This window comes from Lagierella sp., from assembly GCF_029983815.1.
Classification (GTDB): Bacteria; Bacillota; Clostridia; order Tissierellales; family Peptoniphilaceae; genus Mediannikoviicoccus.
In genome coordinates this window covers 35,540-59,314 of the sequence record NZ_JASBYU010000008.1, presented here as the reverse complement: position 1 = coordinate 59,314, position 23,775 = coordinate 35,540, and the positions used below count along the sequence as shown (strand labels likewise).

Below are 23,775 nucleotides of genomic sequence, written 5' to 3'. Positions count from 1 at the left end.
TGGAGTTATAATAATCTTACCAATCCCCTAAAACAGGATTGGTTTATTACACAAAAACTTAATAGTAAAAATTTATTTGGGGATGACCTGGTTTCGACGGGGATACTGAATTTGGAATAGCGAGCCGTTTTCGTCTAAAAACGTAAAAAAAGGACAAAAAAATATAAACGCTGAAGATAATTTAGCATTAGCTGCCTAATAAAGGTAGTAGTCCGTTCTAGCTTTCTCGCAGTCTAGAACCTGACTTCAAACTTAGCGAGACCCTGGGTTGAGAGGGTTTCGGCTCAACCTTAGTATTAGAAACTACCTATTGTATGTACTTGCTTGTTGTTTAGTACATTAGGGAATAAAATACAATAAGCTGCGCTCGGAGAGTTTCCCTTGGATGTATTTTCGGACAGGAGTTCGACTCTCCTCATCTCCACCAACCTAACAGAAATCTTCGATTTCGTCGTAGGTTGCGTGCAAAGAATCTCCAAGAAGCCGACCAAAGGGAGAGCTGATTGGCTAAGATTCGATTGCCACCATCACCTAACAGAAATCTATTGATTATAAAGAAATTTAGAACGGTTTAAAATAACCGTTCTTTTCTTATACCATTTATATTTGTAGTCTATCTAAGCCTCTATTCGTATAAAAACAGTTGGTAGAAATACAAGTAAAAAAGGAGCGACTAAATCACCCCTATTTTACGTAGAAATTTTAAAAAAGTATTTAGTTGTTTATCGTCTAATTGTATAACTAGACAACAGTCCATTAATAAAGTTCTTGCCATTTTTTATATATTAATATAGAATTAGATTAGGTGGTGGCAAGCCCACCTATCTAATTTTGTTTGTGCCTACTATTTAGTTAGTAGGCTTTTGTTCTGCCTCTTTAATTATCTTATCAATCACTTCTTTTGCCTTATCTGTTTTTCCATCTTCTAATAAAGCTTGTAACGAATACAATAATGTTAATAATTCTAGCCTTGTCATATCTTCCATTTGTTTCTCCTTTCTCTTTGCATAATAATCATTCCAAATCCTAATAGAAATCCACAATTTTGTGGCAAGTCAAAATGCTATTAAAAAGCGCCCATCTCTGAGCGCTCTATAAATATTAAAGTACAAATGGATCTTCCATTGGGTCTATAAATGACTTTGGATTATAATCTGTCTTTATCTCTTCCCAGTCCTTCATCTTTAAGTTTTCAGTAGGCTTATCCAGTTCAGGATGGGCATGATTAGCCTTGTAATTAGCCTCTCTAGAATCTCTCTTAAGTTCTAAATCTACATCTTCAATGTCTATTCCCAACACCTTTGCAAGTCTCTTGCCATAGTCTTCATCAGCCTTATAGCAATGGCTAATCCAACGGTGTTTTATTTGCAAGGTGGTATCTTCCATATGTCTTGCAGTATTTTCGCAAAGAACTTGTTTTTGTTCTTCCGTCATTGCCCTATAAAGCATTCCTGGTTGACTATAGTAGTCACTGTCAAGTTCTCTAAAGTCGTAGCGATCTACCTTTCCGCCATCTTGACTCGGTTCATAGCCCCTCTCGTCCTCTTCCCAGTTTCCATAGGAATTTGGTTCATAGTGAAGTTCTGAACCTAGGTTTCCATCTACTCTCATCTGTCCATCTCTGTGGAATTGATGGTAGTCTTTTGGATCAACTCCCTTAGGAGAGTTTACAGGTATTTGATGGTGATTAACTCCTAGACGATATCTTTGGGCGTCGCCATAGGCAAATAGCCTTGCTTGCAACATTCTATCCGGTGAAAATCCAATTCCAGGAACATTTTGTGAAGGATTAAATGCAGCTTGTTCCACGTCTTGGAAGTAGTTTTCAGGGTTTCTATTTAACTCAAATTCACCCACTTCGATAAATGGATGATCCTTCTTTAACCACATTTTAGTCAAGTCAAATGGATTTGTTTCCATTTTTCTTGCTTCCTCTTCAGTCATCACCTGAAGATACATCTTCCACTTAGGAAATTGTCCTTTTTCTATAGCTTCTAATAGGTCTCTTTGGTGAGAATCTGGATCCATAGCTTTAACTTTTTCCGCTTCTTGATCCGTATAGTTCATTATTCCCTGTTGAGATCTAAAATGGAATTTCACCCATGTCCTCTCATTGTTTTCATTGATCAGAGAATAGGTATGAGAACCAAACCCATGCATATATCTATATGAAGATGGAATTCCTCTATCCGCCATAATAATTGTAACTTGTAATAAGGACTCAGGAAGTGATGACCAAAAGTCCCAGTTGTTGTTAGGACTTCTCATATTGGTCTTAGGGTCCCTTTTAACCACATGGTTTAAATCTATAAATTTCATTGGGTCCCTAAAGAAAAATACCGGTGTATTATTACCTACTAAGTCCCAATTACCTTCTTCAGTATAAAATTTAAGAGCAAATCCTCTTATATCTCTATCCGCATCAGGAAAGCCCCTTTCCCCTGCAACTAGTGAGAACCTTGCAAACATCTCAGTTTCTTTTCCCACTTCGGAGAATATTTTAGCCTTTGTATACTTTGTTATATCATTAGTTACTTTAAAAGTACCAAATGCTCCAGAACCCTTAGCATGCATTCTTCTTTCAGGAATTAATTCCCGATTGAAATGGGCGTGTTTTTCAAATAGCCACACATCGTCGTGTACTAGAGGTCCCCTTTCCCCTGCAGTCATAGAATCTTGATTGTTCTCTACAGGAGCACCTGTAGCTCTGGTTATATGAGGATTTTCTCCCTTAACATCATTTCTACTTGGTAAATGGTCTCCCAGACCATTTTTCATTCTCGGGTCTTTATTAATCATATCTTTATCTTCTTTCATATATCCTCCTATATTTCAGTTCGATAATTCATATTTAATACCCTGCCTATAAATATATACCCGAAGAAGCTGTCCATTAACACTATGTAGTACTATTTAAAAAATTTATACAAATCAATCGATTCATATATCAATAAAAGAAAAAGACAGAGCATATACCCTGTCTACAATTCAACATTACTTATAAATTTTAGTTCCAGTATTTCCCTTAAGTCCTTCAGAGGCCTTTTCCAATGAAGTTATAAGGGACTCCCTATTGTCTCTGGAATTTGCAAAGTCGATTGCCGCTTGAACCTTTGGAAGCATGGACCCTGGAGCAAATTCTCCCCTATCGCTGTATTCCTTAGCCTCTTCAACTGACATCTTGGATAGCCAAGTTTCATCTTCCTTCCCAAAGTTTATGGCAACCTTTTCAACAGCGGTTAAAACCACTAATTTATCCGCATCAAGTTGTTGAGCAAGTACCGAAGAAGCAAAATCTTTGTCAATAACGGCGCCCTTTCCTTCAAGGACATTTCCCTTAGATACAACAGGTATTCCACCGCCACCACAGGCTATAACCACACTATCTGCATCGACAAGTCTTCTAATACTCTCTATTTCCACAATTTCAACAGGTTTTGGAGAAGCAACTACCCTTCGATATCCCCTGCCTGCATCTTCAACCACATCCATACCTTTACCCTTGGCAATTTCCGCTTCTTCCTCAGTCATAAATGGACCTATAGGCTTAGTTGGGTTAGAAAAAGCCTTGTCATTTTCATCTACCACCACTTGAGTGATAACTGAAACGACAGATTTTTCAATTTTTCTATTAAGTAACTCTTCCCTAATTGCATTTTGTAAATCATATCCAATATAGGCTTGGCTCATGGCAACACACATGGAAAGAGGCATGTCTTGAAAATTTGGGTTCATCTTCTTATAATCTGCAAACACATTATTCAACATTCCAACTTGAGGTCCATTACCATGGGTAATAACAACTTTATTCCCCGCTTCAATTAAATCCACAATCGCCTTTGCTGTAGATTTAACTGCAATTCTTTGACTTTCTAGGTCATGACCTAAAGCGTTACCTCCTAGGGCGATGACAACTTTTTCACTCATAAAAATACCTCCTATATATTAAGCATTAGTTTTTATACCATCTAGGATAGATTTTGGAAAAATCCTCATATAATTCTAGTAGATAGTCGATTTTTTTCCTTAGACTTTCACAGTCCACACTTTTCTGTTTTTCCAAATCATCATAAAGATATTCCACAATAGAATAGACTGCTAGGGTTTTAAAGAAAAGAATAGGTGGCTTTCCGTTAAAATAGCCCTGTACCAATCCTCTAGAATATTCCCAATCCTTAGATTTTGATAAGTTTAAGTCCTTGAATTGATAGTATGGATCTGTCCTATCCTCAACTAAAAACTTCAAGTTTCCTAACCTTCCCTCATCATCTAGAGAAATATCCAAGAGATTGTCAATTCCTAGAAACTCAACAGTATCTCTATCGGAAATCAAATGCTTATTATCCTTTAAATAATCTAGTAAAATATAGTCCTTTGGACCAGTATAGTTGCAAAGGTAGTAATTGTGAAAAAACAATACCATGCGGTGACCAAATCTTTTCTCCCACAAATTCGGATCTCCACCTTCTGAAAACCTATGATACTCTCTAAGAAAACTCCCCAATTTAACTCCTAAATCAAAGTCTTTCTTACTAACCTTCATAGCCTTTTTAGAAAGTATAAAGAATTGGTTTTCATCTTCCACCTTGCCCATATTAAACTTTGGCGCAATTTCGACACCTCTATTTAATAGGGCATCAAAGATTTTAACTTGTTTAGATAAGTCAGAGAACAGTTCCATTGGAAAGGTTTTTAGTTTGTAGCCATTTCCATTTTCCAGTTCTAACTCATATAAACCTTCCTCTTTTTCAACAAGGTTTTTAACCCTATCAATCCCCAAATCCTCTAAGCTTTTTATCAGTTTGTCCTCGTTCAACTTACTACCCCCTACTCTCAAAGGAAACATATTCTAATTCTAACATATTAATAATACCTTTGAAACAATTTTACCCAAATATGAGATGATTTTTTCTATATTTGTTGGAAGCACAACAATTAGACTCTTAAAAAGTAATTTTGAAAATAAAAAAAGAGCCAACTGGGTGGTTGACTCAATTTTTAGGCTAAATAGCCTGTGCAATGGAAGAAAAAGATTAACACGTAGTTTTGTAACTTATTATCTCTTAAGGGTGAGGGTCTGTTCTACCCTACAAAGATAGTATAGGCCACATTTATAAAAATCAAATTCAAACAATGTAAAGATTATGCTAAATCTTTTATCTATTCTTCCATTCTTCCTCTATTCTGGTTTCAATATCCCCTGTCGTCTTTAGATTTAAAATTTCATTTGAAAAATTTTGTCCCTCTTCCAAAGTCGTATTTCGAATGATGTCCTTAATCTTTGGAACATTTGGCCCAGGGACTGAAAATTCATCAAGTCCAAACCCAAGTAGCATCTTTGTAGCCTTTGCATCTCCAGCAAAACCACCGCACATGCCAGTCCACTTACCTTTTTCATGGGATATTTCAATAACTCTTTTTATAGACCTTAAAACCGCCTTATTATAGGTACTATATAGCTCAGAAATCTTTTCGTTGCCTCTGTCTACAGCCAACACATACTGAGTTAGGTCGTTTGTTCCAATGCTAAAAAAGTCCACATGGTCTATTAAGTCGTCTGCAATGATAGCACTTGCAGGAGTTTCCACCATTATACCAACTTCTATTTCATGGTTAAATTCAACTTCTCTTTTGATTAAGTCCTTTTTTACACCTTCTAGTATATCCATCACCCTGATGATTTCATCTACGGATATTACCATTGGAAGTAAAATCTTAACGTCTCCAAAGGCTGACGCCCTTAAAATCGCCTTTAGTTGAGTTTCAAAGACATCTTGCATATCAAAACAAATTCGAAGTGCCCTCCATCCTAAAAATGGATTTTCCTCCTCAGGGAATTTAAAGTAGGACAGGGACTTATCTCCACCTATATCCAAAGTTCTAATAATCAAAGTGTTTCCATCAAGCATTTTAGCCGCCTGGGAATAGACATTGAACTGTTCTTCCTCCGTAGGAAAATGTGTGTTTTCCATATATAAAAACTCTGTTCTAAACAGTCCTACAGACTTAGCACCTCTCTCGATACCCTTCTTCAAGTCCTCTAAATTACCTATATTTACTGCGACTTCTACCTTTTTACCATCTGGAGTAATAGCATCCTCGTCTTTAAATTTATCGAGTCTTTCCTTCTCTTCCTTTAATCTTAGAGCCTTTTTTCTATACTCCTGCAGAAGTTCTTCCTCAGGGTCGATAAAGAGTTTTCCCTGTTCATTGTCTATAATTATAGTATCTCCATCTTTAACACTTTGAGATACGGTTTTCATTCCCACTATCGCAGGAATTCCCAAGGTTTGAGCAATTATGGATGTATGGGCAGTCTTACCTCCCAAATCCATGGCAAACCCAATGACATTTTCCTTATCCATTACAGAAGTGTCCGAAGGAGTTAACTCATTGGAGACTATTATACTATCCTTAGGTAAAGGTGAAAGCTTCTTAGGTTCAACCCCCTTTAAAATATAGAGCAACTTTTCACCAATATCCTTATAGTCCACTGCCCTCTCTTTTAAATAGGGGTCATCCAAGGCTTCAATCATTGAAACCATTTCACCTATAGAGTCATCTAAAGCCTTTTCAACATTTTGATTTGAGTCGATTTTATTGTTTACGGTTTCAAGCAAGAAAGGATCTTCCAACATTCCCCTATGGGCTTGAATAACATTTTTTTGTGCTAAGGAATCGACTTCTAACTCTTCCAGGTATTTCGAATAATCTGAAAGGGCCTTTGTAAATTTAGCCTTTTCTTCTTCTATTTCTCCATCTTCTATCTTTTCTACTTTAGGTTGCAGTTTCTCCTTATAGAATAAAAACGCCTTTCCAACTGCAATCCCCTCAGATGCAACAACACCTGTCATTATCTTTGTCATTTTACACCTCAAAATCAAGCATCCAAAGTCTCGAATGTTCTATTGGTTCATAAAAATAAAGGATGTTAGAGACATCCTTTACATATATTTTTCTTAAAGTACAATTATTCAGACAAGTTTTCAATGAATTCAACAAGTCTATCTAAATTTTCTTGCTCATTTTCCCCGGTAACTCTTACTGTAATTTCAGTTCCCTTGGAAACACCCAAAGCCATAACGTTGAAAATGCTCTTAGCATTTGCTGTCTTACCATCTTTTATAAGCTCTACTGTGCCTTCAAAGTTTTTAACAAATTGAACTAATGAAGCTGCAGGTCTTGCATGTAGACCAGTTTCATTTTTTACAACTAAGGTTTTTTCTACCATTTTTTCCTCCTAATTTTATACTTACAATTAGTCTATCACTAGAAATCCTAATTATCAACAAACTACTATCTTATATCTTTGACAGTCTCTCTTACTATTATACTACTTGGTAGGGAAGTGTGCTTGTCCATGGTTTCGTTCTCCTTTAAGTTCTTGATTATCTTTCTTACAGCAACAGCACCATAGTCATAATACGGTTCCCTTATAGTAGTAAGTCTCGGTCTATATAGGGATGATATCTTTATATCCCCAAATCCGGCTACTGAAACATCTTCCGGTACGGATTTATTATTATCATAGCAATAGTTTAAAAATCCTATTGCCAACTCGTCTTCAGAGAAGAAACAAGCAGTGATACCTTCATGCTCTATGGTCTTCCATATTTCTTCACCATATTTATACCCTTCTCTATCCGTTACACCATCAACCGTAGTCTCATAAGGATATAGATTGTTCTTATTCATAACTTGACTATATCCCTTTAGTTTTTCAAGACCAATCTTTGCATTCTTATACTCCTTAACAAAAAGAATTTTCTCATGGCCCTTTTCTATTAAAAACTCTGTCATTTCACTGGCAGCCTTTTGATAGTCAACATGTACAGAATAGGTGTCTTCAGTATCATAGAATTTATCTAAATGCATGTATGGAGCCTTGTGATTGTTTAGCATATAAATTAGTTCTGGATTTGCATCCTCTGAAACAAGCACAATTCCCTCAACCTGTTTAGTAAACATAAAGTTAATTATTTTTTTAGCTAAATCCAAATCCCCATAGAAACTTGAAAGAAGAATATCGTAGTTGTACATTCTACCAACTTCCTCAATCCCTCTAACCACTTCAGTCATATAGGAGATTGCTATATCCTTAACGACAACTCCTATTAAATTAGATCTTCTCATAACCAAAGATCTCGCCAATTCATTTGGCTTAAAATCTAACTTCTTAATTGCATCTAAAACTTTCCTTCTAGCTTCAGGACTTACAGGTTTTGAATCATTCATAACCCTTGAAACCGTAGAAATAGATACACCTGCTAGTTTCGCAACGTCCTTAATTGTAGGTGATGACAACTTTACCACTCCTTTATATTTGTAAAAACTTTAAGTTTATAATCCGCTACAGTAATATTTACATGTAACTCCCCTAGACTTTCCCCATCCACGTCCACATCGATAGGTTGGTCCGATTCTATCTTTATGCTCTTTGCATGAAAGTAGGAAACCCTTGCATCGTCCACATGTTCTCCAGATAGGATTTTGAAAAATATCTGGGCAACATCTACAAAATTACCCGTATCCTTTATTATTATAACATCTAAATAGCCATCTGTTACTAAAGCGTTTGGCGCAATCTTTGAAAAGCCACCTATTGACGATGAATTGGATACCAAAAACACCAAAGCATCATCTTCAAATTTTTCCCCATCTAATTCATACTTTAACTTAAAGCCTGAAGAGATGGCATCTGGAAAAGCTTTCACACCTTCCGCATAGTAGGCAAGTCTCCCAAATACAGATTTTAGTCCCTTATCCGTTTCATGAGCAATATTTGCAAGTTTTCCACCGGCAGCAACGTTAACAAAATACTTATCATTTGCCTTTCCTATGTCTACAGGAATATAAAAATCATTCTTTATAAGTCTGATTAAATTGTCTGAAGACCCGTCTAAACCTAGGTATGTAGCGAAATCGTTTACAGTACCAGTAGGAAAAATTCCCAATTTCATGTCGGTTTTAGAGTCTGCCATAGCATTTACAACCTCATTTACAGTACCATCTCCACCACAGGCTAATATGATATCATAACCCTCATCATGGGCCTTTACTGTCTCCTCATAGGCGCTATTGGTGTCCTTAGTAGGTGATAGGCTTACAACATATTCTAAGTCCAATAGACTCAGGGCTATGTTTTGCACCATCTTCTTGGATAGTTGATAACCGGAGGTTGGATTATATATTATTTTTACTTTTTCCACTTTTTCTCACCATAAGAATATTATCAAATATTAAAAAAATTAGCAACATTTATATGTAAAATTAAAGGAGAGCCAGGCTCCCCTTCATAATTAAATTCTTTTAAAAAGAGAAATCACGTAATTAACCACGTCATAAAAATAAGATTTTATTCCCGAATGTCCGGTAACCTTTTGTCTTAGAGCATCTGCCCCATCTACTACGGATTCGGCTACAAAGTCTATGGTATTAGTTACATCTGAAACTAAACCATCCACATTGGATGCAGTGTTTCCAACTGCGCCTGTAACCTTTCTAATATCTGGAGATACATCCTCCAAAAGTCTATCGGATTTTCTGGTAATTCCGGAAACATTCTCTGTTGTCTCTCTAATACTACGTAAAGATGCATCTATATCGTTGCGGTTTCTTTCAATTGTGCTATTAAGCTGTTTTACAACGCCTACCAATTTAAACATAAACACTGTTAAAGCTATAAGAAACGCCGCTAAACATATATACACTAAAATTAGAAAATATTCTGTTAAAGCCATTATTTCCTTTCCTTTCTTAGTTTATAAAGTCTAATGACGACTACTTGTTTTTGTTCGCTTCGTTTTTAACCTTATTAGCTGCATCAGAAACCTTATCGCCTGCTTTTTTAGTATCCTTTTTTAAGTCCTTTGAACCCTCTTCTATTTTTTCTCCTACTTCAACGGCTTTATCTGCTACTTTTTCACCAGTTTCTTCAACCTTTTCAGCAGTCTTATCAGCAAAATCTTGAGCTTTATTAGATACTTCACCAGCTGCCTTTTCAAGTTCTGTGTATCCCTTGTTTCTTATCTCATCATATTTGTCTTTTACATCGTCACCGAACTCTTGAGTCTTTAATGCTATGTTTTCCTTTGCATTTTCCAACTCATTAGCTAGCATATCAGTTTTGTCCTTTGCATAGTCAGCAATTTCTTTTCTTGTTTCCTTACCTGACTTAGGTGCAAATAACACTCCAACTGCAAGACCAGCTAAAGCTCCAGCTGCAACTGTAGAAACGGTTTTTAAACTGTCTTCAAGTTGTTTTAATCTTATTTCTGTTCTGATTTCTCTAACCTTTTGTCTTCTCTTTTCATCGATGTAGTCTAATAAACTCATATATTACCTCCAAAAAATTAAAATTTCCTTCGGACTAAAAAAACCTCAGTGATGCCTGCAAATTAGTAACCTTCAGTATGTGAAGGTGGGTTAACTGTCTTAAATCTCTGAAGTCCACTTAAAAGAGGCTTTCCATCAAAGTAAGAACTCCCGTCATCCCTTATAGTAAGTGTAGGTATAATATAACAGGTTATATCACTAAGGTTACTCTAATTATACAGAAAATAGAGAACATTTTCAAATCCGCTTTCATTCAACCGGTTTTTCGGCTTGATACCTACTCTTAGAACTATATATACCCAAAGTTGATATTTAAAACATTTTTTCTTAATTTCTGTTATAATTTTTATAACAGAGGAGGTAATAGCCTTGTGTGAGAAAAAGAAAATCAATTTAATGACCAATAATACGGAAAAATCTCTTATAATAGCCGAAGAATTAAAACACAAATTTGAAGCCATAGGGTATGAAGCGTCCTTTGATTTTAACCCGGACGCCACTTTAAATATCTGCGTTGGAGGAGACGGCACTTTCTTAAGGTCGGTGCATAAGAGCGGCTTTTCAGAAATCCCTTTTGTAGGAATAAATACGGGCACTTTAGGTTTTTTTCAAGAGATTTCAGTTCTGGAAATCGATAAATTTATAAAAAACTATCAGTCTGGAGACTATGCTATTGAGAAATTGGACCTGTTAGATGGAAGTATCTTTTCTAGAGAACATAAAGAATATAGGCATAGGTCCTTAAATGAATTTGTAATTAGATCAGAAGACACTTCTATTATTCACTTAGATGTATTCATAGACGACAACCATCTAGAAACCTTTGCAGGAGATGCCCTATTGGTATCCACTCCTTCCGGCTCAACAGCCTATAACTATTCAGCAGGAGGAGCTGTGCTATATAGGTCCTTAAAGGGCTATCAATTAACGCCCCTAGCACCCATTAACTCAAAGGCATATAGATCACTATTAAATCCCTTGGTCATCCCCAGCGAGTCGGTTTTGACCATTAAGAGAAGGCCAGAGGACGACAGTTCCACCCTGGTTATAAACGATGGATTAAATATACTATGTGAGGACTTTGATAGCATCCATATTAAGACTTCCGATAGATGGATTAACAAATTGCAATTTAACAACAATTGGTACTGGTTTAATATCAAGGACAAGTTTATTTAGTTTAATAGAAACCAAAGTCCGAAGATTATAAAATTTTCAAATTCTCAAAAACATTTACAAGAAATTTCACATAACTTAGTGATTGTAAGTTTATTCTAAAAGCTCACAATACTATATTAAAAAATGCAGGGACATAGCCTTGCATTTTTTAATTCATCCTGTATTTAATTTCCTAATCCTAGGTTTAAAGCTTTTCTAATTGTTTCCCTTGCAATAGGACCTGCGGACTCATCGCCACCAGTTCCACTGTCTTCAAGGACTACAGCCACCGCAATACTAGGATCCTTTGCTGGTGCCGTAGCTATAAACCAGGCATTTGTAGATTTCTTGTCTTTAATTTCTGCAGTTCCAGATTTTCCAGCTACAGTAACCGCTCTAAGGCCAGCTTCAGATCCATTTTCTACAACCGCCACCATATCCCTTAGGATTTCATTGGCAATTTCTGGACTGGTCACCTTAGAAAGTATCTCTGGGTTTTTCTTAAACTCCACCTCTCCCTGTGGATTTGTAATCTTGTCCACAATATAAGGCTGCATCATTACACCTTCATTTGCAATGGCAGACATTACCATGGCCATATTTAAAGGAGTGACTAAAGTGTTCCCTTGACCAAAGGAAGTAGTTGCAATATTGGCCTTATCAATCCCATCATAAAATCCATTTTTGGACTTATAAGTAGGTAGATCAAAGGAAAATTTTTCTCCAATGAGGTATCTCTTGGATACATTAGATAAAATCTCTTGCCCCAATTCCGATCCCAACTTACTAAAATATACATTGGAGGATTTTACAAGGGCCTTTTTTAAATCAGTTTCTCCATTTACCATTCCATTTATATTGCTAACTTTATAGCCACCAATCTTGATGGAACCCTCATCCTCTATTGTCATACTTTCAACCTTATCCTGATTTTCAAGAATACCCGTAGCAGTAACGACTTTAAATACAGAACCCGGTGTATAAAGCCCTTGGGTAGCTCTATTTATAAGCCTTGCCTCTTCCTCATTTCCAACTATATCCTGCCAATCGGAAGTGATTGTATTTGGGTCAAATGTTGGATAAGAAGCCATTGCATATATCTTACCAGTCTTTGGATTCATAACCACAATTGAACCCTTATTGTCCTTTAAAAGCTTCATTACATAGGCTTGTAAAGTTGAATTGGTCGTTAAAACCAAATTGTTTCCATCTTCCTGTGTCTCAACTAGTTTTTTTAATTCAGAAAGAGGAGTGTCCTCTTTTATATTCAACAAAGTTTTTGCATAGGATTTTTCCAAACCTGAAGTTCCATAGTTTTTAGAGTTAAATCCTGTTATAGGAGAGTATATGGAACCGTAGGTAAACTTTCTAAAGTTGTTGTTGTCACTATCGGTTTGAGTTTCTACGAGAACATTACCCTCCGAATCGTAAATAGTTCCCCTTTTTACTTTATTTTCATCAACCCAGTGTCTTCTATTGTATTGGCTGTATTCCCCAGTTGCAATGTCCTTTGCCTTCACTATTTGAAAATAGGTCATGTAAAGTACAAGTCCTAGAAAAAGTGCCACGAAAACACAGAAGACCACTATTATCTTTTTATTTATTCTTTCCATTCTTCCACCGTCTTTTCTTTGATATCCGATGAGCTAAATTGTAAAATACCAAGGCAGATAAAGGAAGTAACCATGGAACTACCACCGTAACTGACAAAGGGAATTGTTATACCGGTCATGGGTATAAGTTTTAAAACTCCCCCTATCATAAACACCGCTTGAAAGGCGAATATAATGGAAATTCCTAGAGCTACATATTTAAAAAACGGATTTTCTTGCTCCATAGAAATTTTAAATCCTCTATATACCAATATCATAAATAGCATTATAATCCCCATCCCTGTAAATACGCCCATCTCTTCGACAATTGCCGGAAAAATAAAGTCGGAACTTGCCACAGGAATTAAATCCGGTCTACCAAGTCTAAACCCAGTTCCAAAAAAACCTCCGGAAGCTATGGCAAATAGGGACTGAACTATTTGATATCCCTTATCCTGTACCGACTTCCAAGGATCCAACCAAATGTCAAATCTAACTCGTATATGGGCAAATAGGAAATATGCAGTGATTCCTCCAAAAACTGCCAGTAACAAATTAGCAGCCAAGAAGTACCTGCTATAATCAAAAATATACATGAATATGATATACACCATGAAAAATATCACAGCAGAACCTAAATCTTTTTGAATAAAGAAAAATCCAATCATAATATAGGTAATTAGCATAAAGGTAAAGGGCTTTCTCTTTTCAACTAGGAAATGATATTTAGAAGTAAGCTTTCCAGTCAAAAGATTTTCATTGGTCTCAAAGGAAGCTATAAAGAAAATAAATAGAATCTTTGTAAGCTCCGAAGGCTGAAAGGCCACTGGACCAAATTGAACCCAGTTCTTAGCACCATATTTTTCTATCCCAAAGACCATGGTTATAAAAAACAACAATAGACATCCACATAGGTATAGAATTGTTAAATTCTCCCATCCCCTAAAGGACTTAAGAATAAAATAGGTCGCATAGAACATGATTATTCCTATGAGATACCAAAATATCTGTCTGGTTCCCTCATAGGGGTTAAGGCGAAATATCATCACCACACCTATACTAAATAGCATTGAGGCAACTAAAAGCAGGTAGTTATCTCCGTCTGTAACCTTGACTATTAGTCTGTTTGCAACATTGACTCCAAGGATAAAAGCTAAAAACAGCATGGTATTCTTTGTATTAAAATCCTCGCCACTGGAGACTAAAATCAAACTCAAAGAGAGCAGTTGAAACCAAAATAGTAAAGTCAGAGGATTCTTTACACTCTTCTTTGTAAAGCTCATCTCCTTATTTAAAATCCTCTTAAAAAATCCCTTCTTTCTATTCTTTGCCATCTTTTTACTTTTCATTTTTATCATCACCATCTACAAATAGGAACTCTACTTGACCGAAGTCAACTAAATCCTTATCTCTAAGCTGAACAACACTGTCTACCTTCTGTCCATTTACATAGGAACCATTGGCAGAGCCTAGGTCCTGCAAATAGAAGAGACCTCTTTGCTTATATATTCTGGCATGATTTTTAGAGATAAATCTATCCCTTAAAACCACATCGTTGCTGTCTGCTCTTCCAATAGTCGTGCTGTCCTTTATAAAATAGTGTTCCTGTATCTTAAAAGGTAATCTCTCTTTTCTATTAATCAGCTTCAAATAAGTATCTGCAGGGGTATTCAAATTGTTAATTCCCTTAATATCCAAGTAAATCATCTTGATTATGTTAAAGATGAAGTAATAGATGATAATCACAAAGGCATATTTAAAAATCATAGCCAATAGATCATATAGCTTCATATTTGCTGTCAATTGAATAGAGAAAAATTTTTCTAGTAATTCAATAATAAACTTCATATCTTCTCCTAAATTCTTGGTACTATTATTCTACACGAAAAACTTAAATTTTCCTATAATTTAGACTTTTTGTAACAATTTTGTAAGCTAAAAGTCTTCCACCTTATCAAATATTACTTTTTCATCTTCCAAGGATTTAATTATAGCAAGGGATTCAATTTCATACCCTTTTTTTCTTAAGTTCTTTCCACCTTCTTGAAATCCCTTTTCGATTAAAATACCAATTCCTTCAACACTGGCCTTTGCTTGATTACATATGTCAAGTAGCCCTTCCAAGGCCTTTCCATTTGCAAGAAAATCATCTATTAACAAAACTCTGTCCCCTTCTTCTAAAAACTCTTTAGAGACTTTGACTTCATATTCCCTACCCTTGGTGTAGCTATAGACAGAAGTTTTATAAACATAATCACCTAGAGTCTTAGACTGTGTCTTTTTTGCAAATATTACAGGTTTTTCCAAGAAAACCCCTACTGCAAAGGCTATGGCAATACCAGATACCTCTAATGTCAAAATCTTATCTATTTCTCTATCCTTAAATCTCTTTGCAAATTCTTTGCCGATATTCATAAAAAAGTCAGGATCTATTCTATGATTTACAAAACTGTCCACCTTTAACACATTTCCTGGAAGAACTACACCATCTTCCAAAATCCTTTTTTCTAACAAGTTCAAAACTCTTCCCTCGATTCATTGTGAAATTCTATAACTATTATTATATCAAATTATAGAATAATGGAGTACTTCTATGTCCATAAATTTGAATTTGTATAGTCCTACATAAGATATCGCCACATCTTAATTGTTATTCCTAAAATCACATTATAAAAAAGGGACGATCGTAGCCATCCCTCAAATTTTTAAGAAATCCTATCTATTTTTTCAACTGTGGCCTTTTCAATCATGTCCAATTTCATATTTGCACTTTTTAAATTCTCTGCCTTGGAATAAATATATACCTTTATTTTAGGCTCAGTTCCTGAAGGACGTAGGGCATACCATGAACCATCATCAAAGTAATATTTTAAAACATTGGACTTAGGAGTTCCCGTGTCATCCTTCAAAAAGTCTACAGTTTTAACCAATTTTATATCCTCAATCTCTTCAATAGGGTTGGCTCTAAAACCTTCCATTATCCTTGAAATCCTCTCTTGTCCTGCTATTCCCTCTAAAATAATAGAAATTAGCTTTTCTTCAAAGTATCCAAACTCCTGTCTAAGTTCATTTAAAACATCCAAAAGGGACTTGCCCTGTTTTTTATAGAAGGCTGCCAGTTCACAAATCATCATGGTTGAACTTACAGCGTCTTTATCCCTTACGAAAGTTCCGTAGTTGTACCCAATACTTTCCTCAAAACCAAAGATAAATTCCTTCTCTCCCGTTACATCAAACTCATTGGCCTTACCACATATATTTTTAAAACCCGTTAGGGTTTCAATCGTCTCAACACCATACTTATTTGCAATTTCCTTGCCCATATCCCCTGTAACAATACTTTTAACTATTACAGAATTATCCGGTAGGTTATTCTGAGCATCCCTTTGGCTAAGAATATAGTTAATCAAAAGAGCACCAATCTTATTACCATTTAAAAATTGATAGTTACCCTCACTGTCCCTAACCTCTATAGCCGCCCTATCCGCATCCGGGTCTGTGGCAATAAGTAGTTCTGCGGAAACTTTTTTCCCCAGGTCTATGGCGTACTTAAAGGCCTTAGGGTCTTCGGGATTTGGATATCCCACTGTAGAAAAGTCTGGATCTGGGTTTTCCTGCTCATCAACTATATAGATATTATTAAATCCACGTCTATTTAATATTTCTCGCACAAGCCTATTTCCCGTACCATTTAAAGGAGTATAGACTATCTTAATATCCTTATCTAAGTTTTCGTCATTTATAGTCATAGACAGGATATCAGTCATATATTTCTCATCTAGTTCCTTTGAAAAAAGCTTTACAAGTCCCTTTTCCTTTGCCTCTTGGATAGGAAGGGTTTTAATATCCTCAAAATTTTTAATATCCAATATATTTTTCTCAATTTCAATTGCAAAATCCTCCAATATTTGAGAACCCTCAGGCCCATATGCCTTGTATCCATTATATTCCTTTGGATTGTGACTTGCAGTTACCATAACACCACCGGCACAACCAAAATTTCTAATGGCATAGGAAAGTAAAGGCGTTGGTCTAATGTCATCGGAGAGATAGACCTTAATTCCATTACCTGCAAAGACCTCCGCTGTCACTTGGGCAAATTCCTTTGAAAAATGCCTAACGTCATAGGCTATTGCAACTCCCTTAGATTTAAACTCCTCCCCCTTATCTATGATGGCCTTGGCAAAGCCTTGAGTCGCCTTAGCCACCATATACTTGTTCATACGGTTGGTACCAGCACCTATCTTACCTCTAAGACCAGCAGTTCCAAAACGTAAACTAGTATAAAATCTATCTTGAATTTCCTCTTCCATGTCTGCAATAGAAGCAAGCTCCTTCTTTACTTCCGTATCAAAGTTGTCGCTATTTAACCATTTTCTATATATTTCTTTATATTCCATTATGTCCTCCTATTGAAAATATGCTATTCCCTTGTATAGTGAATTACTCTTAATCCACTTTGATATATTTATTTTAAAAAAGACCTTTCCATTATAGAGCTTTGCTACAATTTTAGAGTCCTCTTTTTTTATACCAACGATTAAATTCCAGTTCCTTTTTATAAAGATATCCTCATGGTTCCAGGTGACCATCAAGCATGGGTAGTTGTAATACAGTCCGCCTTTAACATAGTCATAAACAGACTCTTCATTCCATTTCCAAGTGTTTTTCATATAGTGTAAAGTCCTGCCCCTCTTGGAGCTAAAGGTCCTTACCCTATGGGTCATCTGCAATATACAATAAGCTTTTTTATCAAATATTCTTTTAAAATCCTCAATAGCTTCTTCCATATCTTTAAAGAGATAGTCGTATTTCTCGAACTTGTAATATAGGTAGTATAACATCGTAAACACCTGAAGATTTCCATTGAACCTCTTTAAGTCATCTTTAAAAAACAATCTATCCCTAAGAAAAATATAATTTTTGTCCTCTAAAAACTCATCGAATTCCTCAAGTTCTATATATTCCATCTCAACACCTTATCCTTAGTATATACGTGGTAATACTTGGAATTTTTAAAGATTCGCCCTTAGTAAAGTCCTTGTTAAACTTAGCCTCTTCATCAAAGACAAGTTCAATATCCTCTACATCAAGATTTCCATAACAGGACTTAATATGATCAAAGATCAAATCCCAGTTAATAAAAAATTCATCTCTACCACAATTATGAAGGATTAAAAGCATCCCCTCTTCTCCCAGAATAGTGTAGGCTATAACAGACTCGGGCAAATCATAAATAAAGTAAAAACTGTCTGCCATCTCATCGTAACTCTTTAACATATAACCTTTGTACTCTCTTCTAAAGTGAATCAAATTTTTCACATGATTATAAACTCCAAAGTTCTTGCTCTTTAAAGTCCAATCTATCTGATTTATGGAAATAGGACTATTGTAGGTATTGTGCTCCATAAATTTGCTTCTTGAAAATTCATTTCCACCATGGAAAAAGGGAAGTCCCAAGGACAATAAAATTATATTAAAGGCCATTTTGGTAATCTTATCAAAGTTTATAAAATCCTCTTTATCTAAGGATTTTGTTAACTTATCCGCAAGGATTAAATTGTCATGTGAATTGAAATAGTTGATGCTCTCCATAGGATACATGGTTAAACCGTCATAACCATCCAGGGAGATAATCGAACCCATAATTCCTATTTGAACTCTTTTTTTAAGGCTGTATTCTCCTTGAATATAGCCCTTTCCATCACCATCATTGTCCCCCTTAATGGCATCTCTAAAATCCGAGTTAAATATAGAAAATCCCCTTCCCTTTTGAGAACCGGGTAATGTCTGACTATTTATAGGTAGAGTTGTGGACCAGGCCATCCAAGGCTCACCATATATTAAGATATTGGGATTTAGATTTCTAAGCTCTTTAACTATCAAATCTACGGTTTCTCTGTCCATAAGTGCCATCAAATCAAACCTAAACCCATCTACCTTGTACTCCTGCACCCAGTATTTAAGTGAATCAATAATGAGTTTTCTACCCATCTCCACTTCAGAGGCGAATTCATTTCCACAACCTGACCCATTTGAGAAATGACCCTGCCTATCTATTCTATAATAATAAAAGGGATTTAGCTGGTTAAAGTTTGAGTCCATCGACCTGTAGGTGTGGTTGTATACTACATCCATTACCACAGAAATCCCCTTCTCATGCACCTTCATTATCATTTTTTTAAGTTCCTTAATCCTAGATACAGGATTGGAGGGATCTAAGGAATATGAACCCTCTGGAACATTGTATAGCTCTGGGTCATAGCCCCAATTATAATTATGTGGATTGTGAAAATTTTCTTCTGTTTCATCCACCGTTAAATAATCGAAGATAGGCATTAGGTGAAGATGGGTTATCCCTAGATCTTCCAAATGGTCCAGCCCAGTTTGTAGCCCAAGGTAATTTGTATTTTCTTCAGCTATTCCTAAGAACTTTCCTCGATATTCCCCCTTTACACCACTTGATTCATGGTAGGTAAAGTCTTTTACATGGGTTTCATAAATAATTGCATCTTCCCGTTTATTTTGGGGGATAGAATGGTCCTTAAAACCCGGTGGATCCGTCTGATTTAAGTCCACTATTGCTGACTTGGTGCTGTTGACAGAGGCTGATATGCTGTAGGGGTCCGTTACTTCAAACTTTTCATCAAGGATATAGGTATAGAATTTCAAGTTCAAATCCCCTGGAACTACCACTTCCCAAACTCCAAAGGTATCCCTTGTCATCTTATATAGCCTTCTCTCGCTTAAGTTGTATTCCTCGTATATGGCAACAAACACAGACTTACTCACGGGAGACCAAACTCTAAAAGTGCATCCGTCCTTACTATATTCAAATCCTAAAACCTTGTCTTTAATAGTATTGTAATCCATGTTTCCCCCTAATCTATTTCCAAAGGATGTGAAAAATTACCACAAGCCCCTATGTTTATTATAGATTTCTTTGTCCAGTTATCCTTGTCCCTAAATTGCTTAGCGATTTTTTCCCAAGTGTCATAGTAGGAGTCATAATCCCTAAAGACTTGGAAGCTGTCATTATATTTTATAATAATATGATATAGACTTTCAAAGCTCTCCTTCAAGTCTGGAAAGGTTGACATCCTTATTCTGTAGATTAAATTCTTTAGTCTACTATTCTCGGAAATAAACCTTTCAGGATTGTAAAAATTATGAGCAAAATCGTAATCTACTTCCTCCTTGCTCCTTCCAAATAAAAATATATTCTCCTCTGCAATCATATTTCTAATATCCAGGTTAAGACCTGTCTTGCTTCCCATAACAAGACTTCCACTTGCCATGTACATCAGAGGGTTGCTTCCCACAACTTCAAGCCCAGGAGTTGAAATCTGCTCCACAATATCACAACCAGATACCAAGTTTAACATCTTCTCTTTATTTAGATTTTCTACAAAGATCACTTTGATCTTATCCTTTATACTGATATCCCTATTTATAATCTCCATCAACTGGTTAATATATTTAATCACATACTTTGAAGCAAGATACTTCTGAGAAGAGATTCCCCCAATAAAATAGGTCCTATCAACCATATCCATATTTGCATTATCCATAAGCTCAAAGTATTTTTCAGTCAGATAAAGGCAAGTTAAAAACTGTCTCCTGCGTTCCTGAAAAGTCCTAAGGTTCATAATGTACATGGATTCAGGGTTAATAGACCTGTGATATTTTTTAAATACCAGTTCTTTAATCCTAAGCTTATTATCCCTCTTTATTTTATAGATATCATTTATCATCTCTTCATTTATCAAAGAGGAAAGCCTACTTAGTCCCTTGCTATTTTTTAAAATATCCGTATCAAGCTTTTTATTTAAATAATCTAGTAGTCTAGGGTTAGCCTCCCCCATCCAGGTTGAAAGATTTAGTAGGCTTTTATCAACTCTGAACTTCTTGTTAAAGCCTTCGTTATGAATTTTCTTATAATCTTGAATTAAGCTATGTTCCTGCATTTGAGATAAAAATCTTATCTCTTTAACCAGATATATCATAATTTCAGTTAAATTATAAGAAGAGTCAAAACCATAGTCATTACTATCTTTTTTGCTATTTTCTACTTCAAGGTCCATCCTTCTAACAATATAGTCCAGATATTCCACTAAGTCCGGACAGATGTCCACTATCAATTCCTTTGACCATATCTTAGGCCTTCCCATTATATCTTCAAAGGATCGATATTGAAAAATCTTAGGAATTAGCTCGATACAGTCCTCTTTAGAAATTTCAAAGACTTCACAAAATTCCTTCATAAATACCGGAATGGTAATAAGGGTGTGATGTTCATTTAAAAGTATTTTTATCCTATCTTCAAATCCATCCTCTATCCCTCTCAATTTTAAATCCTCTATGATGTCCTTAACACCTGAAGTAGCCAAAAAGTATTCCTGGGCAAGTCTGATCTTTTTCCCCTGGGAATTTACATCTTCCATATACATAAAACTGGAGAGGGCTTTAACTAATATATAGTTTAAGGACTTGTCGGAGTTTTTGTTGTCAATCACATTCATCGGGTTTAAAAGACTGTCACCCCTTGCCTGAAATAGCCTTAAAGTATTTACAGCCTCACATTCATAACCTATTATCGGAATGTCATAGGAAACAGCCTCCAAATTTGTATTAGCTATTTGTATAGTCTGTCTACCACTTCTCTTAACCTCCCAGGGAAACCCTTTAGAAATCCAATTTATAGTTTTTTCTATTTGGGAACCATGGACAATTTCCTGTTTAAAACGTCCATTTTCATATCTAAGACAATATCCCTTTATATTCAAATTTTCACAAGTGCCCGACTCCAAAATAGAAAAGGAAAGCTCACCTAAAGACCCCTCCCCTAAGAAGGGTAGTATGTCCATATTCATTATTTCATCAAAGTCATATCCTAAAAGTTCCAAACTATCTTTAAGTGTCTCCCTCAAGCCTGTGTAGTTTAAAGTCCTATTTAAAAATTTCCCCGTTAAAAATTCAAAAGAAAAAAGGTAGATCTGTCTTTGCGAATTAAAAAACTCTTGTTTTTGATCCAATGACCCATTATCAATCAAAGACCCTTTTTCCTGGGCCTTCGATTGTTTTGCAAAAATCCTTTCCTTGGACTTAGTCCAAGAACTTGCCAATATATCCCTAAGACATTTAACCACTGCCAGATATATATCGAAGGGTTTTATTTCATAAAAGGTAAGAGCCTTCCTATTGTGTAACTCATATTTTATTCTATCTGCCAATTCTTCTTTAGAAATTTTATTCATAGATACCAACCAATCTCTTGTAAAGTTTTAAATATTCCTTAGCCGATTGTTCCCAGTCGTTCTTTTCCTTCATTGCTGAAACCACAAGTCCCTTTAAGGCCTCTTTATCATAATAGGTTTCAATAGCCTGTTTTATTGTAAATAGCAATTCATGGGCGTTGATATTGGCAAAGGAAAAACCAGTTCCCTCTCCAGTAAACTTATTGTAGGGCTTTACAGTGTCCTTAAGTCCACCAGTCTCTCTAACTATTGGAAGAGTACCATATCTCATTGCCATTAACTGAGATATACCGCATGGCTCTGCTAGAGAAGGCATAAGAAGGAAATCTCCTCCGCCATATAGAAGATGGGACTCATCGTTGCTATAATATAGCCTAGCCGCCAATTTACTAGGGTATTTACTTTGGAAAAACCTAAGTGAATTTTCGTAGTTTTCACTTCCCGTACCTAAAACTATCACTTGAATGTCCTCAAAGTATAAAAGCTCATCCATAATATGAAGAAGAATATCCAATCCCTTCATGTCAACTAGCCGTGTAACCATGATAAAAAGTGGAATATCTGCATTTTCTGGAAGATTGTAAATTCTCTGAAGTTCCAATTTGTTTTTTACCTTATCCTCAAGGTTGTCCAAGCCAAAGTTTGCCTTTAAATAGGGATCGCTTTTTGGATTCCACACTTTATAATCCAATCCATTTATAATTCCATAGAGCTTATAAGAGTACTTTCTAATGATTCCATCCAAACCTTCACCAAAATAGCCATGTTGAATTTCTTGAGAATAGGTCTTTGACACCGTAGTCAAGATATCACAATATACAATTCCACCCTTCATAAAGTTAACACAGTCATAATATTTTAGAGCTTCCTCGTTGAAATACTCTGCGGACAAGCCAGAAAACCCTAATATGCCAGAAGGAAAAACTCCTTGGTACTTTAAGTTGTGAATGGTAAAGATAGACTTGATGGAATTATAATAGTCGTCTCCCCTGGCAAAGTCTTTAATATAGACATTTACCATGGCAGTATGCCAGTCATTTGTGTGAATGATATCTGGTTTGAAATCTATTACCTTAGGCAGTAGAGTCACAGCCTTGGAAAAGAATAGAAATCTTTCACCATCATCCCTTTCCCCATATATATTGTATCTATTAAAATACATCTCGTTGTCTAGAAAGTAAAAGGTCACTCCCTCATGAACCAACTTCATAATTCCACAGTAGTCATGACGAAGGCCTATATCCACATAATAATATCCTACATAGGTCATTTTCTCCCTATATTCCTGTGAAATCTGACCATATAGAGGAAGTACCACCCTTATGTCCTCTCCGATATTTTTTAGCTCTATAGGTAAAGACCCTGCCACATCGGCAAGACCTCCCGTCTTTATAAAGGGAACAGCCTCTGAAGTACAATATAATATATTCATG

General features: G+C 35.7%; 20 protein-coding genes and 1 other RNA gene. 2 read left to right on the top strand and 19 right to left on the bottom strand.

The window, feature by feature from the left end; translation table 11 throughout:
• Positions 1 to 78: 78 nt before the first annotated feature.
• Positions 79 to 427, top strand: a transfer-messenger RNA (tmRNA) gene (gene ssrA / locus Q1K37_RS04775).
• 421 nt (positions 428 to 848) lie between these two features.
• Here ssrA and Q1K37_RS04770 read toward each other — a convergent pair.
• From Q1K37_RS04770 to Q1K37_RS04725, 10 genes are all read right to left on the bottom strand, one after another.
• Positions 849 to 986, bottom strand: coding sequence for a hypothetical protein (locus tag Q1K37_RS04770; RefSeq protein ID WP_300409950.1), 138 nt, complete (start codon positions 984 to 986; stop codon positions 849 to 851).
• A 115-nt stretch (positions 987 to 1,101) separates the two neighbouring features.
• Positions 1,102 to 2,778: a catalase gene (locus tag Q1K37_RS04765; protein ID WP_366524088.1), complete on the bottom strand. Its 1,677-nt coding sequence runs from the start codon at positions 2,776 to 2,778 to the stop codon at positions 1,102 to 1,104.
• A 216-nt stretch (positions 2,779 to 2,994) separates the two neighbouring features.
• On the bottom strand, positions 2,995 to 3,927 hold the full coding sequence (gene arcC, locus Q1K37_RS04760) for a carbamate kinase (protein ID WP_300409947.1): 933 nt from the start codon (positions 3,925 to 3,927) through the stop codon (positions 2,995 to 2,997).
• A 25-nt stretch (positions 3,928 to 3,952) separates the two neighbouring features.
• Positions 3,953 to 4,816, bottom strand: coding sequence for a hypothetical protein (locus Q1K37_RS04755; protein ID WP_300409945.1), 864 nt, complete (start codon positions 4,814 to 4,816; stop codon positions 3,953 to 3,955).
• 340 nt (positions 4,817 to 5,156) lie between these two features.
• Positions 5,157 to 6,866 carry a phosphoenolpyruvate--protein phosphotransferase gene (gene ptsP, locus Q1K37_RS04750; RefSeq protein WP_300409943.1) on the bottom strand — a complete coding sequence of 570 codons (1,710 nt, stop codon included), beginning with the start codon at positions 6,864 to 6,866 and terminating at the stop codon, positions 5,157 to 5,159.
• A 104-nt stretch (positions 6,867 to 6,970) separates the two neighbouring features.
• On the bottom strand, positions 6,971 to 7,231 hold the full coding sequence (locus Q1K37_RS04745; protein ID WP_300409941.1) for an HPr family phosphocarrier protein: 261 nt from the start codon (positions 7,229 to 7,231) through the stop codon (positions 6,971 to 6,973).
• A 65-nt stretch (positions 7,232 to 7,296) separates the two neighbouring features.
• Entirely contained in the window at positions 7,297 to 8,304 is a 1,008-nt protein-coding gene (locus tag Q1K37_RS04740) for a LacI family DNA-binding transcriptional regulator (RefSeq protein WP_300409939.1), read from the bottom strand.
• A 2-nt stretch (positions 8,305 to 8,306) separates the two neighbouring features.
• Positions 8,307 to 9,209: a YegS/Rv2252/BmrU family lipid kinase gene (locus Q1K37_RS04735; protein ID WP_300409937.1), complete on the bottom strand. Its 903-nt coding sequence runs from the start codon at positions 9,207 to 9,209 to the stop codon at positions 8,307 to 8,309.
• A gap of 90 nt (positions 9,210 to 9,299) precedes the next feature.
• Positions 9,300 to 9,740: a hypothetical protein gene (locus Q1K37_RS04730; protein ID WP_300409935.1), complete on the bottom strand. Its 441-nt coding sequence runs from the start codon at positions 9,738 to 9,740 to the stop codon at positions 9,300 to 9,302.
• A 40-nt stretch (positions 9,741 to 9,780) separates the two neighbouring features.
• Positions 9,781 to 10,335 (bottom strand): YtxH domain-containing protein, encoded by a 555-nt coding sequence (locus Q1K37_RS04725; RefSeq protein ID WP_300409933.1) that lies wholly within the window; start codon positions 10,333 to 10,335, stop codon positions 9,781 to 9,783.
• A 396-nt stretch (positions 10,336 to 10,731) separates the two neighbouring features.
• On the opposite strand from Q1K37_RS04725, the gene Q1K37_RS04720 reads away from it, so the two are divergent.
• Positions 10,732 to 11,514, top strand: coding sequence for an NAD(+)/NADH kinase (locus tag Q1K37_RS04720; RefSeq protein ID WP_366524087.1), 783 nt, complete (start codon positions 10,732 to 10,734; stop codon positions 11,512 to 11,514).
• Positions 11,515 to 11,678: 164 nt separating this feature from the next.
• Here Q1K37_RS04720 and Q1K37_RS04715 read toward each other — a convergent pair whose 3' ends face one another.
• The 9 genes from Q1K37_RS04715 to glgA form a co-directional block, all read right to left on the bottom strand.
• Positions 11,679 to 13,106: a penicillin-binding protein 2 gene (locus Q1K37_RS04715; protein WP_300409929.1), complete on the bottom strand. Its 1,428-nt coding sequence runs from the start codon at positions 13,104 to 13,106 to the stop codon at positions 11,679 to 11,681.
• On the bottom strand, positions 13,094 to 14,434 hold the full coding sequence (locus Q1K37_RS04710; protein WP_300409925.1) for an FtsW/RodA/SpoVE family cell cycle protein: 1,341 nt from the start codon (positions 14,432 to 14,434) through the stop codon (positions 13,094 to 13,096). The genes Q1K37_RS04715 and Q1K37_RS04710 overlap by 13 nt, the downstream gene beginning before the upstream one ends.
• Entirely contained in the window at positions 14,424 to 14,933 is a 510-nt protein-coding gene (locus Q1K37_RS04705; RefSeq protein WP_300409923.1) for an FHA domain-containing protein, read from the bottom strand. Before Q1K37_RS04705 ends, Q1K37_RS04710 begins: the two co-directional genes overlap by 11 nt.
• Positions 14,934 to 15,020: 87 nt before the next feature.
• Positions 15,021 to 15,605: a xanthine phosphoribosyltransferase gene (locus Q1K37_RS04700; RefSeq protein WP_300409921.1), complete on the bottom strand. Its 585-nt coding sequence runs from the start codon at positions 15,603 to 15,605 to the stop codon at positions 15,021 to 15,023.
• A 185-nt stretch (positions 15,606 to 15,790) separates the two neighbouring features.
• Positions 15,791 to 17,485, bottom strand: coding sequence for a phospho-sugar mutase (locus Q1K37_RS04695; RefSeq protein WP_300409918.1), 1,695 nt, complete (start codon positions 17,483 to 17,485; stop codon positions 15,791 to 15,793).
• Positions 17,486 to 17,494: 9 nt separating this feature from the next.
• Complete coding sequence (locus Q1K37_RS04690; RefSeq protein ID WP_300409916.1) at positions 17,495 to 18,055, bottom strand: hypothetical protein; 561 nt, start codon at positions 18,053 to 18,055, stop codon at positions 17,495 to 17,497.
• A 1-nt stretch (position 18,056) separates the two neighbouring features.
• Complete coding sequence (gene pulA, locus Q1K37_RS04685; protein WP_300409913.1) at positions 18,057 to 19,958, bottom strand: type I pullulanase; 1,902 nt, start codon at positions 19,956 to 19,958, stop codon at positions 18,057 to 18,059.
• Positions 19,959 to 19,966: 8 nt separating this feature from the next.
• Positions 19,967 to 22,342 (bottom strand): glycogen/starch/alpha-glucan phosphorylase, encoded by a 2,376-nt coding sequence (locus Q1K37_RS04680; RefSeq protein WP_300409910.1) that lies wholly within the window; start codon positions 22,340 to 22,342, stop codon positions 19,967 to 19,969.
• Positions 22,335 to 23,774, bottom strand: coding sequence for a glycogen synthase GlgA (glgA, locus tag Q1K37_RS04675; protein WP_300409907.1), 1,440 nt, complete (start codon positions 23,772 to 23,774; stop codon positions 22,335 to 22,337). The genes Q1K37_RS04680 and glgA overlap by 8 nt, the downstream gene beginning before the upstream one ends.
• Position 23,775: the final 1 nt, after the last annotated feature.

Excerpts from the sequence above, each read along its gene's own strand:
- arcC (WP_300409947.1), bottom strand. The coding sequence starts at position 3,927 with ATGAGTGAAAAAGTTGTCATCGCCCTAGGAGGTAACGCTTTAGGTCAT.
- Q1K37_RS04715 (WP_300409929.1), bottom strand. The coding sequence starts at position 13,106 with ATGGAAAGAATAAATAAAAAGATAATAGTGGTCTTCTGTGTTTTCGTG.
- Q1K37_RS04725 (WP_300409933.1), bottom strand. The coding sequence starts at position 10,335 with ATGAGTTTATTAGACTACATCGATGAAAAGAGAAGACAAAAGGTTAGA.
- Q1K37_RS04705 (WP_300409923.1), bottom strand. The coding sequence starts at position 14,933 with ATGAAGTTTATTATTGAATTACTAGAAAAATTTTTCTCTATTCAATTG.
- Q1K37_RS04770 (WP_300409950.1), bottom strand. The coding sequence starts at position 986 with ATGGAAGATATGACAAGGCTAGAATTATTAACATTATTGTATTCGTTA.
- glgA (WP_300409907.1), bottom strand. The coding sequence starts at position 23,774 with ATGAATATATTATATTGTACTTCAGAGGCTGTTCCCTTTATAAAGACG.
- Q1K37_RS04680 (WP_300409910.1), bottom strand. The coding sequence starts at position 22,342 with ATGAATAAAATTTCTAAAGAAGAATTGGCAGATAGAATAAAATATGAG.
- Q1K37_RS04765 (WP_366524088.1), bottom strand. The coding sequence starts at position 2,778 with ATGAAAAATGGTCTGGGAGACCATTTACCAAGTAGAAATGATGTTAAG.
- Q1K37_RS04710 (WP_300409925.1), bottom strand. The coding sequence starts at position 14,434 with ATGAAAAGTAAAAAGATGGCAAAGAATAGAAAGAAGGGATTTTTTAAG.
- Q1K37_RS04690 (WP_300409916.1), bottom strand. The coding sequence starts at position 18,055 with ATGGAATATATAGAACTTGAGGAATTCGATGAGTTTTTAGAGGACAAA.
- Q1K37_RS04720 (WP_366524087.1), top strand. The coding sequence starts at position 10,732 with ATGACCAATAATACGGAAAAATCTCTTATAATAGCCGAAGAATTAAAA.
- Q1K37_RS04745 (WP_300409941.1), bottom strand. The coding sequence starts at position 7,231 with ATGGTAGAAAAAACCTTAGTTGTAAAAAATGAAACTGGTCTACATGCA.
- ptsP (WP_300409943.1), bottom strand. The coding sequence starts at position 6,866 with ATGACAAAGATAATGACAGGTGTTGTTGCATCTGAGGGGATTGCAGTT.
- Q1K37_RS04730 (WP_300409935.1), bottom strand. The coding sequence starts at position 9,740 with ATGGCTTTAACAGAATATTTTCTAATTTTAGTGTATATATGTTTAGCG.
- Q1K37_RS04695 (WP_300409918.1), bottom strand. The coding sequence starts at position 17,485 with ATGGAATATAAAGAAATATATAGAAAATGGTTAAATAGCGACAACTTT.
- pulA (WP_300409913.1), bottom strand. The coding sequence starts at position 19,958 with ATGGATTACAATACTATTAAAGACAAGGTTTTAGGATTTGAATATAGT.